The sequence below is a fragment of the Streptomyces sp. NPDC017943 genome, assembly GCF_044328425.1.
In the GTDB taxonomy this organism is placed as follows: domain Bacteria; phylum Actinomycetota; class Actinomycetes; order Streptomycetales; family Streptomycetaceae; genus Streptomyces; species Streptomyces djakartensis_A.
The window spans coordinates 1-13905 of record NZ_JBIRHH010000027.1; the positions used below are offsets into that span (position 1 = coordinate 1).

At 63.6% G+C, this 13905-nt stretch carries 9 protein-coding genes and 2 pseudogenes; 4 read left to right on the top strand and 7 right to left on the bottom strand.

The window, feature by feature from the left end; genetic code table 11:
* Positions 1-243: 243 nt before the first annotated feature.
* The 3 genes from ACH4C6_RS34730 to ACH4C6_RS34740 form a co-directional block, all read right to left on the bottom strand.
* Positions 244-579 (bottom strand): WhiB family transcriptional regulator, encoded by a 336-nt coding sequence (locus ACH4C6_RS34730; RefSeq protein ID WP_366900814.1) that lies wholly within the window; start codon positions 577-579, stop codon positions 244-246.
* A gap of 169 nt (positions 580-748) precedes the next feature.
* Complete coding sequence (locus ACH4C6_RS34735) at positions 749-1144, bottom strand: DUF6009 family protein (RefSeq protein ID WP_366900813.1); 396 nt, start codon at positions 1142-1144, stop codon at positions 749-751.
* A gap of 79 nt (positions 1145-1223) precedes the next feature.
* Positions 1224-2750, bottom strand: a complete 1527-nt coding sequence (locus ACH4C6_RS34740; RefSeq protein WP_398112647.1) for a phage/plasmid primase, P4 family — start codon at positions 2748-2750, stop codon at positions 1224-1226.
* A 1055-nt stretch (positions 2751-3805) separates the two neighbouring features.
* Here ACH4C6_RS34740 and ACH4C6_RS34745 point away from each other — a divergent pair.
* Complete coding sequence (locus tag ACH4C6_RS34745; protein WP_398112648.1) at positions 3806-4516, top strand: transposase family protein; 711 nt, start codon at positions 3806-3808, stop codon at positions 4514-4516.
* A 553-nt stretch (positions 4517-5069) separates the two neighbouring features.
* On the opposite strand, the gene ACH4C6_RS34750 is transcribed toward ACH4C6_RS34745, so the two are convergent.
* The 3 genes and pseudogenes from ACH4C6_RS34750 to ACH4C6_RS34760 form a co-directional block, all read right to left on the bottom strand.
* On the bottom strand, positions 5070-5546 hold the full coding sequence (locus ACH4C6_RS34750) for a hypothetical protein (RefSeq protein ID WP_366900847.1): 477 nt from the start codon (positions 5544-5546) through the stop codon (positions 5070-5072).
* Positions 5547-5891: 345 nt separating this feature from the next.
* A pseudogene (locus ACH4C6_RS34755) lies at positions 5892-7202 on the bottom strand (IS1380 family transposase).
* Positions 7203-7243: 41 nt separating this feature from the next.
* Positions 7244-8365, bottom strand: a complete 1122-nt coding sequence (locus ACH4C6_RS34760) for a peptidoglycan DD-metalloendopeptidase family protein (protein ID WP_398112649.1) — start codon at positions 8363-8365, stop codon at positions 7244-7246.
* 471 nt (positions 8366-8836) lie between these two features.
* Between ACH4C6_RS34760 and ACH4C6_RS34765 the strand changes: the two genes are divergently transcribed.
* From ACH4C6_RS34765 to ACH4C6_RS34775, 3 genes are all read left to right on the top strand, one after another.
* Entirely contained in the window at positions 8837-9217 is a 381-nt protein-coding gene (locus ACH4C6_RS34765) for a hypothetical protein (protein ID WP_398112650.1), read from the top strand.
* A gap of 321 nt (positions 9218-9538) precedes the next feature.
* Entirely contained in the window at positions 9539-9748 is a 210-nt protein-coding gene (locus ACH4C6_RS34770; protein WP_366900877.1) for a ubiquitin-like protein Pup, read from the top strand.
* Positions 9749-9778: 30 nt separating this feature from the next.
* Positions 9779-10774 carry a RimK family alpha-L-glutamate ligase gene (locus tag ACH4C6_RS34775; RefSeq protein ID WP_398112651.1) on the top strand — a complete coding sequence of 332 codons (996 nt, stop codon included), beginning with the start codon at positions 9779-9781 and terminating at the stop codon, positions 10772-10774.
* A gap of 1135 nt (positions 10775-11909) precedes the next feature.
* Here ACH4C6_RS34775 and ACH4C6_RS34780 read toward each other — a convergent pair.
* Positions 11910-12180 (bottom strand): annotated as a pseudogene (locus ACH4C6_RS34780) (IS3 family transposase); the annotation flags it as partial.
* Between the last annotated feature and the right edge of the window lie 1725 nt (positions 12181-13905).

The window sequence follows — 13905 nt, forward strand, 5'->3', positions numbered from 1 at the left end:
AGCAGGACCCTCAGCAAGTCCCATCGTTGCAGGTCAAGGGCACTTTCCGTGTTTCTGATCAACTCTTGGACAGCCCACCTCGTGAAAGCACGAGGTTAGGGCTCAAGCTCCGACGAGAAATCCAAGCCTGGAAGACAGCCTTTGATTGCTGTCCCTCAGTCCCGCCCAGGTCAGCTACGGCGCGGCCCCTGATCGTCGGCCCGCAAGGCAGCAGGGCTGCAGCAGCACGCATTGACCTGCTGATCAGCGGTCGGTGCGGGAAGGCCCGTCGGCACTGGATGAAGCCACGGGATGTTGGTACTGGAAGCGCGCGGCCTCCAGCACGTGGCGCCAAGAGGTTACGCCAGGTCGACGGCGTAGAAGCGCTCGGCGTTCCCGTTCCGTCATCCCGCCCCAAACTCCGTGGGAGATGCGGTGGTCGAGGGCGTGAGCCAGGCATTCCGTCCGAACCGGGCACCGACTGCATACTGTGATGGCCAGGCTCTGCGCCGCTCCGTCAGCGAAGAGGACCTCGGAGTCCCCCTGCTGACATTCGGCCTCCTCAACCCAGGAAGCCAACTCGTCTCTACCGATTGTCATCGCAACTTCCTTTTCCGTGTTCACCTCTGCGGCTGTTTCACGAGCAGCTGAAACGTGGCGACCTGTGGGGATCTTTTTCTGCCGACTGGACGGCCATGCACTTCTGCTACGGGAGACTTCTGCCCCTGGTTCATCGCGGCAAGGAAGATGGCGATGTGCAGCGCATCGATTAGCCGAACGCCAGCGGCTGCGTCACTGCGCAACCGTTGCCGCCGTCCTGACTGCGCGACGTCTTGCACCCGACGCGTCCAGGACGTACCGTCCGCGGATCAACTGCTTCGCCAGGCGCACCTACTCGATAAGGACCATCGGGCTCGTTCGGCCGATCGTGCGGCAGGAGGAAGAAAATGCGTCGGCGGTAGAAGCCACTGTCCGGGCATGCTTCCGCATCCGGAGCGAGTTCTGCATAGCCCACGAGGCGTCCATCCCGCGCATAACGCGGTCGCCCTGTGCGCCGAGGCCCTTTGTCCAGCGTCTGACGAACGTAGTCGAGGCCGTCGGGGCACTCAAGCCACACCACACGCCTTTCGTACACTAGTTGACCTTCATTCATCAGCGAACTCATTAACCCTCCATTCGATAATTCTCCTGTGCCATCTGCTCCAGCTTGCACTTCCTCACGGCCAGACAGGGCGGCACCTATGTCAACAGCCGTTCGTCATACTCTGATCGATGAGAGCGATTGCCGGGTAATATTTCCGTCCCTTTGATTTGAGCATTGCCGCTGGCGATACCAAGCCAACCTCGTTTCGGACACGTGACGCGAAAGCACGGGGGGTCGCAGCGTTTATCCCTTCTGCAACACACCAACGGGTGTAGGCGACATAGAGCAACCGCTGCTCGACCCGCAGTTCGGCGGCTCTGCCACTGTCACGAGTGCATTGCTCGTCCAGGAACCGCCCAATGTGGTCCTCCGTCGACTCATATGCGGCAGTAGCAAGGCGTACGGCGTCAGGCCCCATAAGATGGCCTCGATGAGCGAGGTAGAGGATGGCACCGTCAATCAGCCATTGAAGTATTCCCGGCCCTTCTTCAAGCACCAGCTCCGCCGCGAGATTGTCGACCTTATTTTCTGCCGGAATCACCCGTTCGAATGGAATGAGGCGGATGCGCCGCCAAAAGGCGTGGCCACCGGTCCCAACTTCCGGGTAATGATTCCCGAGCAGCCACAACTTATGAGTGGGCGTGAAGCTGAAGTAATCCTGCCTCATGCGCCGGGCAGTGATCTGCTCGCCACCTGTAAGGTGCTTCACCTTCACTTCGTCGAAACGGGCACTTGGGCGGAGTTCGCTGCAGACAACGAGACGACGGCCGTGCAGCTCTGTAAGCTCAGTGGCGTGTTCGGTGTAGGGGCCCTTCTCCATCAAGAACCCAGGCGGCGCGGCTTCCGCATAGTCCCCCAGTACTTGCATGACGACATCGAGCAGGACGGATTTTCCATTGGCACCTTTACCCCAGAGGAACGGAAGGATCTGTGCTCCGACGTCACCGGTGATGGAGTACCCGAGTAGCAGATGAAGGAAATCGATCATCTCCTGCCCACGTGCGTCATTCCCGAAGGTATCGGCCAGGAAGGCGTGCCATCGGGGAATAGGCCCCGAAGAAGGGGCAACTGTTGTCGCTCGTGAGTTCAGGGCAGTGGCCGGGTCGGGTGCGCGAAGTACGCCGGTGCGGAGGTCAACGGCGCCCTTTGGAGTACACAGCAGGTACGGGTCGCCGTCGAGCAGTCCTGGGTCGAGGCTGAGCTCGGGAGACGCCTGGGCTTGCTGTAGCAGTGCTCGCAAGCCGACCGTAGACATGGATCGTTGGCGATGCTTCGCGATGTCTTCCTCGCTGAAGATCCCGCGGGGATCCGTCGGGGACATCTGTTCGCTCATCTCGCCAGCAGCCCAGAGCGCCGTCTTCTCACCTCCGACACGCTTCCAGCGGTACGCGTCCCAGACGAGCCAACCGAGTCCGTCGACATGACGAAATCTCTCCCTGTGCAGAGAGGCGAACAGCCGGGCATTACCGTGATCGGTGAGCGTCGGTGGGAGCGTTTGCTGACGCACAGTCGCCGGTACGGGTGACCCGGCCGGGTACTGAGATAGGGCATCGAAGGATGAGCTGCCGTCAAGCTCGATCGTCTGCTGACCGGCGCCGGCGCTCCGATTACGTGAGGCGCTACGCATTGGGGCCCCAGAGCCCTGATGCAAGGGCGGTGCAGTCACGCCCGGCGGATAACCATGCTTCGTGCCCCGAGTCGTCACCGCCACAGACGGCGTCGAGCAGCGACCGCTTCACGCTGGCTGCCGTCTTCCGGTGCGTGACTTCTGCATCTCTGGTTGACTCCGAACTGGCATGTTGAGGCTCAGGCGCAGGTTGAGCACACTCCGAACTCCTGCCCTGCAGCTTCACGTCACGGGGACGCCCCGACGAGTATTCGCAGCCACGGGGACAAGGCCCGTAGCACCGCATGTAACGTTCCTGCCTCCGCCCGGCTCCACCGGCCGACGAGCGGGACAGCCACTGATGCACCGCGAGGTGAGCCGCTGCAGCCAACGAGGCCCTACCGATTCGGCGTCGCACGTTATGAATCCCCACGTCTGGTGGCCAGGTCCTACCGGGAGCCCTTGGTATGAGGGGCTTGTTCGCAAGAACGGTCCCCTCGATCCCCCGGTTCACCTGGCGCCGCACCGGAGTACAGCGGTCGCGTACGACGACACTCTCGGCCCAGTGCTGGACCCGGGACAGGTGCAGCCGTCCTGACCAGGCCCGGGGCCGGATCCGTCACAGCTACCCTGGACGGAGGAATCCTGATGAAAGATCCGGAACCGCTGTACATCGCTCTGAGACGGCTGTTCCCGTACCCGGGAATCGGGAGTCCGGCAAACACACTGACCTGGCACTCGTCACGCTTTCTCGCCCTCACCCCCTGCCCCAGAGGAACCCCTTGGAGCAGCAGAGGTCGGATGCGAGTCCGAGACAGCCCATGTTAGGACGTCAAGGCGGGTATTCTTGCGGCCGGGAGGGACTCGCCCCCTGGCGAACATGGGCCTTGGACGAGCGCCCGGCCCGGCACGGAACCCGCGTTCCGAGTGGCTGTTCGCCGGGCTGCGGGCCTAGCACGGAAGGGTGCTGGTCACTGGCTGATCAGCTGGCCTCACGAGCTCGTGCACGGTAGGCGGTGAGACGTCGAGCTCCTGATCCTCGATCATGGTCTTGTGGTGGATACTCAACGCGTGCGGTGATCATCAGCAATCGGCGGATCACGGGCCTGGCTGTGGGAGTGGTTGCTGAACTCGTCGAGGAGATCGGCCCGTTGTGGCAAGAGCGTCACCAGGCCCGGCTCACCTCCCGGCCACGGAAGTGGGCCGTGGGCGCCGGCGCAAGGCACTGGCTGGTGTTTGTCGATCGGCTGCTGGCCACGCTCGTCCATCTTCGTCAGGGGGTCACCCACGACGTGCTGGCCTGCTGGTTCGGCGTGGACCGCTCCACCATCACCCGGGCCGTCGGCGAGGTGCGGCCCCTGCTCGCAGAGCGAGGCTGCACGGTCAGCCCCGACGTGCAGCTACGAACTCTGACCGACGCCGTCGACCACCTCGGCGCGAGCGGGACGACCGGCATCATCGACGGCACCGACATCCGGGTCCGTCGGCCCACTGCCGGACGAAAAGACCGCGACAAGTTCATCTCCGGCAAGAACAAGCAGAACGCCGTCAAGTCCGTGGTGGTCACAAACGCCGAATGCCGCGTGCTGTGGTGCAGCCCAGCACGACCCGCAAGCTGCGCGGACATCACTCACGCCCGCCAATTAGGGCTGGTCAAGCTCTTGGCCGACGGGCCCGCGGTCGAGATTTTCGCCGATGCCGGCTACCAGGGCCTGGGCGCGCAGACCGGAGGCCGGGTGGTGACACCACCGCACCGCAAGTTCAAGAAGAGCGCCCCGGACTGGTAGAAGGAGATGCACGAACGCCAGCGCAAGGCACACTCCTCAAGGCGGATCCGGGTCGAGCTCGGCATCGCCCATCTGAAGAATGGGCGTGCCCTGGCCCGCCACCTCGGCCGCCGCGAGCACATGAGTGACACCGTCCCGCCGTCGCCGGCTTGCTGTCCCATCAGCAGACCGCGGACCAGACGCCGACATGGCAGAGGTGACACCGAGCCCCACCGACCGCCTCGTCGTCTCACCGCCTACCGTGCACGAGCTTGTTAGTCGAAGCGCTGCCATTGGCAGTCGCTCCGGGCATGGGCGACGAGGCACGCGCTTCCGAGCATTCTCGTGCTTCGCCGAATGGAGGGGTTGGCGGGGCTGGCTGGATGTCGGCACGCTGATCCGCGGTGACCGATCCCCCTCACTTCGTCCGACGGTTCCACTGGCCGACGGTGCATGGTGTCTGCTGTGGAACAGAAGTATCGGCAGCATCGCCTCTGGTCACGGGGCTACTGCGGAACCGAACGACCGACCAGAGCCCATCGCGCAGGTCGCATGCGCTCGTCGCCGAAACGAATCAACAGGGCTTCATCGACAGCACGTTGTCGTTGAACTGCGCATAGGGCCCGGTGAACTTGATGGTGACTCCAGGCTGAAGATCAATCACCGGAGAGCCACTGAAGTCCCGATTCTTATAGAAACAGTAAGGCCTGTCGTCGAAGTTCTGAATGCGTGACACAGTACCATTGAGAGTGCCTGACTTAATTTCATCAAGGGCAGGGTTTGCACCCTTCAGGACCGTATCGTGCACATGGCCACCTTCAAAGTTGATGAAGACGCCGACGCCCTCCTTCGCTGCGGCACCAAGTCCTCCCTGAGCGATATCCTCCAGCACCTGCTCCTTCTCCGGTCCGAAGTATCGCGGAGCCGTCTCCTTGGCGCTGGTTCGGGCAGCCGCAGTTGAGCCCTCCTCCCCGAACGGGTCCGCGACGACAAAGAACGCTCCGACTGCCAGTGCGCAAGCCACGGAACCAGCAATAAAGGTCTTCTTCACGAATTTTTCTCCTTGCTTGGGAACTTCGCGTCTCCTACTACCTGGAACGGGTGGCAAGCCGAGCCGGTTCACCGTCTGCTCGAACCACAACTGCGGTACGGCAAATCATGATTGATGCCGACGACCCATCTAGCCTCGAAGTTCATGACGGCCGCCGACGGAGTCCGTGGCCCGTTCTCATGCTGCGGATTGAGGGTGGGCAGGCTGAGGGCCCGTGTGTCGTCTCGGGTGGACCCAGGTCCGCTGCTCGGGCTGGAGGGGCTCTCGTAGGGACGTGCAGTCCGCTGGTCAGCCGGGGTTCGAGAGGAGTGCGAGCCGTTCGAGGGCGGCGGTGATGTGGCTGGTTCAGGGCCAGCGCCGGGCCAGGCGGAGGATGCGCCGGCGGCCGGTGGTGACGAGTTGGCCGGCCGTGGTAGACAGTCGAGGCCGCAGGCGGCGGGGTTCCCAGAGGCGGGCCGTGCCGGTCACGAGCCTCGGCATCCAGGCCAGCAGATCGAGAGTGAGCTGCACGACCTCCAGGCAAGCCTTGTTCCGGGCGGCGCGATGCAGGTGCAGGTTCCGCAGGCCGGTGGCCCGAGCAGCCCTGATCCGGTCCTCCGCGCGGGCCCGCAGCCGGTGCCGGAACTCGAGCCCGGCGATCGGACGGCCGGTGGTGTTCGTCGCGGCGCAGGTCAGGCGCATGCCCTTCGCGTTGGTCCGGCGCAACTGGGCTACAGGATGCGGCCGTCCCCATCAACCGCCTGCCCTTGGGCCAGCCGTCCAGGACGTGACCGGTGAGCTCGGCGACCCAGACCCTATCGCGGACCTCGCCATCCGTTTCGACGGCCGCCGTCCAGGCCGATAGCGGAACCCTCAGAACATGCTGGTGAACCTACTCGGTTATCACTATGCCGGCCCAGTAGGTCAGCCACCGGTCCCGCCAGGTCAGCTAGGTCAGCCAGGTGAGCCAGGTGACGAACTCGTGCGCGCCGCCCACCGAGTCCGTGCGGATCAGGTCTGGCGCCCGCGCCGGTACCGCTTCGGCATCTGGGCCGGCGCCGGCCGGGTGGCTGTGACGGGGTCGAACGCGATGTTCGAGCCCGCGTTCCCGGGCCTGAGCAGGGCCGCGACCGGCTCATCGGTGCCGCCCGGTCCGTGGTCGACGAACCCCGTCAGCGGGTGATGGCCGTAAGTCCGCTTCCAGGTCTGGGCCGCGTCCTCCTTGTCCGTGCGCGACGACCAGCACTCCGTCCATGTCCACGGTCACATGCCCGTCAGCGTCCGGAGCCCGGAGTCCGGTCAACTTCCAGACCCGGCCGCGCGGATCGCGGTCACAACCCCTCTCGCGGACGGTGGCGAGCGTGTCGATCCGGCGGGAGACCGTCGGATCGGACGCCACCGGTCCGAACACGGCCGGCTTGGATCGCATCATGTCGGCAGGGCAGTCTCCGCCGAGCGCGACGCCCCACGCGAGGTCGATAAGGACCTGCCCGGGTCGTGGACGGCCCGGAGTTTGCGCCGGAGAGCGAGCGCTGTGGATAGGATCAGGTCACGGCCGATCTCGCGGGCCGTTTCGATCGGCAGGACCGAACCGGCCTGCGAGACCACGGCCCGGCCGTCGTCCTGGACGCCGACATGAGGGCTAGGACCCGGTAGCCGGCGGCACTTTTCGCTTATCTGACCGCCTGTCGGACGGCCCACTTCATGTAAGCGCGAGGCTAGACGCTCACACCCCGCTGCTCGAACCATGCCGCAGGATCCACGTAGTCACCGTCTCGGTCCACTATCTCCAAGTGAAGGTGCGGGCCGGTGCTGTTACCGGTTGTTCCCACTGCGCCGATCACGTCACCGGTCTCCACCTTCTGCCCCACCTTTACTGCGATCGATCGCTGGTGGCTGTAGCGCACCTGAGTACCGTCAGCGAGGGACAGAACGGTGTGATTGCCCAGTGCTCCGCCAGAGCTGACGCGGGTGACTGTCCCCTCGCTCACCGCCAGGATCTCAGTGCCCTCAGAAGCTGCGAAGTCCAGGCCCGTGTGGTGCCCCGAAGACCACCGAGCTCCCGCGTCGCCGAAGCCTGCCGTGAGCTGATAATCGACCAACGGGGGGATCACCTGCCCGGCCCCGGCCGGGAGCCGCTGCGAAGGCGGTGCAGCCGCATCGCCCACTGCCGGACGTTCTCGCTCGGCACGCAGACGGTCTGCTTCCTCTCGCCGGGCGATGTCCTGACGCACCGCGGCCAGCTGTGCCCGGCGCTCGGCCAGACGTCGTGCCGCCTCCTCCTTGGCTGCGTTGCGACGGTCCTTATCCGCCCCGGGCGGTTCTTCGGCCGGGGCGGCGTCAAGGGAGGCATCCGGTGTACTTACAGCATCGTCAGCACTGGGTGACGGCACCACGCTCTCAGGGGCAGGGCCCGGAGGAGAGGCGCTGGTTGCCGGAGGCGACGCTATGGCGGGCTGCTCAGTGTCCGCTGTGAGCAGAGCCATGACGCCCCCGGCTGCCAGGAGGCCGACGACTACCATCAGCACGGGTTTGACACCCCGCCGACGTGAGCGCTCCTTGGGAGGCGCCGGAGTGTCGGCAAGGGTCCGCGCATCAACGTAATTGCGGGTCAGCTTGGTTTCCCCCCACGGCCGACGTTCCACCATGACGGTCTCGCTACTCCATCGACCTGCCGGTGACATGAGCGTGGACGCTTGAGGGGGAGCAGGCGCAGGGGCAGCCTGATCAAGAACGGAGGTGTGCGTCATCTTGTTCTTCCTCGCGGTGGAATACCCCGCGCGGCAGGGTGGCGCGCTCGGCGGGCGGACGATCGTACAGTCCGTCCCTACGGCCCTCATTGAGCGGGAGTTCACCGGGTCTTGGCGGCATGAGGCGGGCCGGCTCCCGCTGGATGCGCGGTAGCGGCAGCTGCTTCAGTTCCGGTTTTGCGGCCGGTTCGCGGTCCTGGCGGGGTGGCGAAGACAGCGGGGAACCGGCCCTGCGGGCATCTGACGGGTAGCGGTCGAAGACCCGTCATCGGCGGCGCATATGGGCCAGGAACCTTCAGGGCTGGGCCGCTCCGCGGCGCCGGGATCGAGATGATCCTCGAAGGCGTCAGCCAGCCGTTCAGTCTCCCGACGTGGCCGCTCTTCCACGAGATCGACAGCTCCGCTTAACTCGCAGATGCCGTCGAGGACGACAGCCATGAGGCGCTGCGCCGTCGGTGAACGCGGCACGTCGGCTCCCCGTACCCGCAGACGTCCCCCCGACAAGGTCCGGCTGCGCGCATGCATAGGCGCATGCCTCGGCCGTCTAGAGAAAGAAGCGATATGACAACCGATGCTAGATTCGACCATGCCGACGCGCTGGAACGCGGTGCTTATGTCTCTTCCCCCGCGCAAGCGCGGTCTGACGCGTGGCGCAAGGGCGCTAGTGCGGCGGGACTGGCAACGTTGAGCATGGTCAATTGCGCTTTCGCCGCAACACTGCGCGTCGATACACCTGTCAGGGCTCTGCTTGGGGCGGCGGCGGCCGCGGCGGCCCTGCCGACCGTCTATCTCGCACACGACATGCACCGGACGCGCACGGCCGCGCAGTTGCTGGTTCCCGGCACCGCTGCTGTGGAACAGCCGCGCAGCGAATCGCCGGTCACATCCGAACAGACCGCAGCCGTACGCTCGCTGTCCACGGCGTCCGTCCGAACCCGGTAGCAGTCTGGCGGGCCGTCTCCTCCCCTGTGTCAAGGCGGCCTGCCCACCACCGGAACTGTCTGTCCGGCCCCGGCCTATGGAGACGCCCCTTTGAACCGCACCAGGCACCCGACCGTACGCAGAGACCGTGAGCTTCTGCAGCGCCACGTCGCCGGGGCGCGAACGTCGCGCGAGCGCTGAACACGGCGATCAGCCGGATGTCGTAGAAGTGGACTAAACCGGTTCCTCCGAAGCCACTTCAGCGGCGACTGTATCCACGAGCCTTGTCAACAGTCCGAGACATCGCCTCGGACATTGCCGATCCAAGCAAGGAGCCAGGCTATGCAGCAGCAAGAAGGGCGTCGGCGCAGGCAGACCCCCGAAATAGCCGAAACGGACGAAGTAGGTTCAGCTGCGAACCACCCTGCCCCCGATTCCGCGCATCCGTCGGAAGAGGCCGACAAACTTCTCGATGATATCGACGAGTTGCTCACCGAGGTCGAGGACGCGGAGCAGTGGGTAGCGGAGTTCATACAGAAGGGCGGGCAGTAGTCACCACGCCAGACGGTTACAGGAGACGTCATGCGCAGCGATCAACAGGCGATACCCCAACACCTATACCATGATTTGCTCATCATCAATGGCGATGCATTTCAGATTTCTCACTCAGGGTCAGTTTGTTTGGACCTTGAGGACGACACCAGAGTCTTCTTCCGAGATATAAGCGACCTGGAGTTCACCATTGATCAAGGCGACATTTCGGTGCGCGAGACCATTGAGGGACGCGATCTCGCCGACTACGCGCTCGCGCAAATAGCTTCGTATCCGAGGCCTACAGCGACGCTGCTCAATTCGATCACCGCCTACCTCGAACACCGTAACCGCCCGCTGGTCAACGCAGCCCCGATCAGCGCACCAACCAAGCTCTTCCAACTCTTGAAGTTTTCTCAAAATGGCCTCGCTGTTCCGGCAACTCGCTACATGTCGGGAAAACTGATCGGCACATCCTTCGGTCGCCTCGCGGACGACCTGGGCCTCCCGTTTGTAATGAAAGCTATGAATGCAAGCGGCGGGCGCCTAAACTTCCTGATCGAGCCGGAAGTTGACTTCCTTCATTACATTCACGATCCACTATATTCCGGGGTCGCTTTCCTTGTGCAGCAATTCGTTCCAAACAATGGGACATTTCGCCTCCTTATCCTCAATGGACAAGCGGCGATCATTATGCATCGCTGCAGTACTACAGGATCTCGCTTGACCAACACCGAGCAGGGTGGTCACGCAACATTGTTCGACGTTGACACTTTCGACCGAGATGCTCTCCGCATGGCTACCCGCGCCGCCGACATCCTCGGATGCGACGTGGCTGGCGTAAACATCGTTCAGGATCGCCATAATGGGCAATGGTATTTGCTTGAAGCCAATCCTAACCCAGCCATTGGAACAGGAGCGTTCGCTGATGAAAAAAGGCGCGCCTACTCAGCCTATCTTCGAGCGAAACTTGCGGCCGGTCACCCACGATCAACTCCGGGACGTCATCACCGTGCAGTCAGTTCCGACCAAACGGACCACGCCTGAAGTCGGGGACGTCGATCGCCAACCTGCTGCTCTGCCTAACGGGGCCTGCGCTGTGAGAGGTTCTCCGAACGACTATGAAGGGGGGACTGCAGCTGCAACATCCGAGTGTACTCCGCATGCCACTCGCTAAGCAGTTGCACAGATCCCTTTTCAACCCACTGGTCGGGGGACTGCGCACCAACGATCTCTGCCAAGTAGGGAATAGACCCCTCCTTCTGCTCCAGGAGCGCGGCATACCGTCTCGAATCAGCGACCTTTCGGATGAACCAAGGGTCGCTTCGCATTCCGGCAGCCCACCTTCTTTCCCGCACGCCTTCCTTCTCCGGCACCGGGTGCACATAAGCAACAGCAGATAACGGATTGCTTACCGGCCGAGGCATGTGTCGCAGGGGATCAGCGGCGGGAGGCCATTCCTGGAACACGGGAAGAACCAGGGTCGGGTCGGCCTCGGCAGCCTGGGGATATAGATCCTCCATCTGACCTCTTACCACACATCGCACTTGCTCCCGGCGACTGGCAGTCCAGTTGATGATACGTTCAGGGCCGTAATCTCCCGTCACCCAGCCCGCACTGACCACTCTCTGGTCGTCAACGGCACATCCCAAAGACTCAAGAATGGCGCTTTCACGCCAATCGGTCAGACGGAGGGCCTCAGAACCCAGCTCCGAAAACCGCTGACGCAAGGGCCATGAATGATGACCGGCTAGACTCCCGTCGACCGAATCCGAACTATCCAGCCAATTGACATACTTAACGATCTGCATAAATGTAGCGATAGCCTCAGAGGGCATTCCTTCTCACTCATTTCGTTTATTGACCGAACGACGCAGCCACTCGTTCATAAGAAAGCTGCTGCACCAAGCGAACGATGCATCCTCACATTTTTCCCTGAACATGACCTTGCCGCGCTTCGTTCCCTCAGTGGAGTCACAGGGCCTCGATGAGGACGCCGACTGACCGGTACGAGATGGAACTGCTCTGAGCGACGCCTCCCGGATTGACGCCGCTAGGCGGTTTCGTTTGGATCAGCGGGCGGACAGAGGAAGATGCCAGCGATGTGGAGTCCAGCCAGGTAGGTGGTGGCGGTCTTCTCTCCACAGCCTCGGGCAGGCCCTTGAGTCCGTCACAGACCAGCAAGGGTTTCGACGGCCGGTCGAGCTCGGCCGCGAAGAAAGCCGACGCTGCCTTCAAGATCTCGTTGGCCCGCCGCAGTTCGGCGTTCTAAGCCCGCAGCCGCTTGATCTCCGCGGCCTCCTTGCACGTGACACCGGACCGCTGGCCGCCGTCGACTTCGGCCTTGCGGACCCAGGTCCGCACCGTCTCAGCCGCACCAATCCCCAGCTTGGCTGCGACCGCCTTCATCGCGGCCCACTCGTCGGGTAGCTGGGACGGATCTCCGCGACCATGCGCACCGCGCACTGCCGCTCGTCTGTTTCGGCAACTCCCGCACCGGGGCCCGCCGGTGTGGCCCTCAGTCGTTCCGGTCAGATCTTGTTCACTGCAAATGATCCTGCGGAGATTCCGCCAGCCCGGCACCGCGCTGCGGCGCGAAGCAGCGACCACTCGGCCCCGTGTTCGAACTCTCGAAGTCCGCTGCTGGTCAAGGCGTCGACCACCTCAGGTGCCGGCCTCCTCACAGCCTCGCAAGCGATTCCGGCGAGACAGAGTGCTCATCCTGAACAAAAGCCTGAGTCCACGCGGCACGGTCCCTCAGTGAGAGAGCGCTCCGAGAACGTCAAGAACTCTCTAGTGACGGACGCTGCTGCGAGAAGGCATCGTGCGATGCGCCCTTTGCCGGGGACTGATTGCTTCAGCGTCCGTAACATGAGCGTGCGAGGCCACAACCCCCGGCGATACGAAGCTGGCTGCGGCGACGGTCTTCGCTCTCCACTCACTGGCGCTAGCTTCGCTTGGAGTGATCGTCTGGCTGACGGTGTCGTTGGATGACTGCGACCTGTGGCGATCGGTGGGATGGGCAGCAGGCCGCACTGGACCAGCCAGATATCGCACCGGCCGCCTTCCGCCGCGCTCGGCTTCACTCAGCGACAACTGAGTACTCGCCGTCGAGAGACGATGGTGAGATGTGTCGGGAAGCACGAGCGTTGCGGGTTCGACAGCACTGTAAAGCGTCTGGCTGCCCCAGAGTTGTTCAGACCTGAGCGAATCTTCGAATGCACTCCAGGAAGGCGTCAGCGCTCCTAGAGCGGGGTCAACTCGCAGCTGCGGCCCTCTGCGCAGGGGCGCGGCAGGCTCCGCCGTATAGACAGGGTCTTGGCGCGCAGAGGCCTCTCTAGCCGATGCGGGCTTACGTCGAGATACTGCCTTCAAGATCCTCGAAAGTAGCGAACTCCGGAATGACGGCACGGCAATACTCCTGACTGTCTCTCAACGTGTCTCGTTAAGGTGTACATTCACCTTTCGCCTACGGCTCGAGGGCGGACCCAGTTCAACAGGCCTGTTAATGCGCGCTTGTGCGTCCCGTAGATAGTCCCGCCGGGTGACGTAGTCACGGCAACTTTTTCGATTCCGGATCATGGGTGATCTACGACTCACAAGGATGGCCTGGGAATGAAGAGCTCGGCCAAGGAGGCAGAGGGGCGACAACGACGATCGAAGGACTCCCGTTGGGCGCCCTCACATACCCTGACACTTCAACGCCATCGGCCCGGTGACAGACGGGCTCGCCGAGGCGGCCTAACGAGCTCGTGCACGGTAGGCGGTGAGGCGTCGAGCCATCTTGTGCGTCGATCACCAGCGACCGGAAGATCACGGGCCTGTCGGCCGACATGATCGCTGAACTCGTAGCTGAGCTCGGCCCGCTGTGGCATGAACGGCACCAGGCCAGGCCTGCATCCAGTCCGCGGAAGCGGGCGCTCGGTGCCGGGGCGAAGCACCGGCCGGTTTTCTTCGACCGGCCCCTGGCCACCCTCGTACCCCTCCGACGCAGAGTCACCCACGACGTGCTGGCCCGCTGATTCGGGGTGGACCGCTCTACCGTCACCCGCGCCGTCGGTGAGGCGCGCCCCCTGCTGGCTGGGCGCGGCTGCCCTATCAGTCCCGGAGTGCGGCTGCGGGCTCTGGCCGAGGTCATCGATCACCTCGGCTCAAGCGGGTAGACCGGGATCGTCGAC

Excerpts from the sequence above, each read along its gene's own strand:
- ACH4C6_RS34730 (WP_366900814.1), bottom strand. The coding sequence starts at position 579 with ATGACAATCGGTAGAGACGAGTTGGCTTCCTGGGTTGAGGAGGCCGAA.
- ACH4C6_RS34735 (WP_366900813.1), bottom strand. The coding sequence starts at position 1,144 with ATGAGTTCGCTGATGAATGAAGGTCAACTAGTGTACGAAAGGCGTGTG.
- ACH4C6_RS34740 (WP_398112647.1), bottom strand. The coding sequence starts at position 2,750 with ATGCGTAGCGCCTCACGTAATCGGAGCGCCGGCGCCGGTCAGCAGACG.
- ACH4C6_RS34760 (WP_398112649.1), bottom strand. The coding sequence starts at position 8,365 with ATGAGGGCCGTAGGGACGGACTGTACGATCGTCCGCCCGCCGAGCGCG.
- ACH4C6_RS34765 (WP_398112650.1), top strand. The coding sequence starts at position 8,837 with ATGACAACCGATGCTAGATTCGACCATGCCGACGCGCTGGAACGCGGT.
- ACH4C6_RS34770 (WP_366900877.1), top strand. The coding sequence starts at position 9,539 with ATGCAGCAGCAAGAAGGGCGTCGGCGCAGGCAGACCCCCGAAATAGCC.
- ACH4C6_RS34775 (WP_398112651.1), top strand. The coding sequence starts at position 9,779 with ATGCGCAGCGATCAACAGGCGATACCCCAACACCTATACCATGATTTG.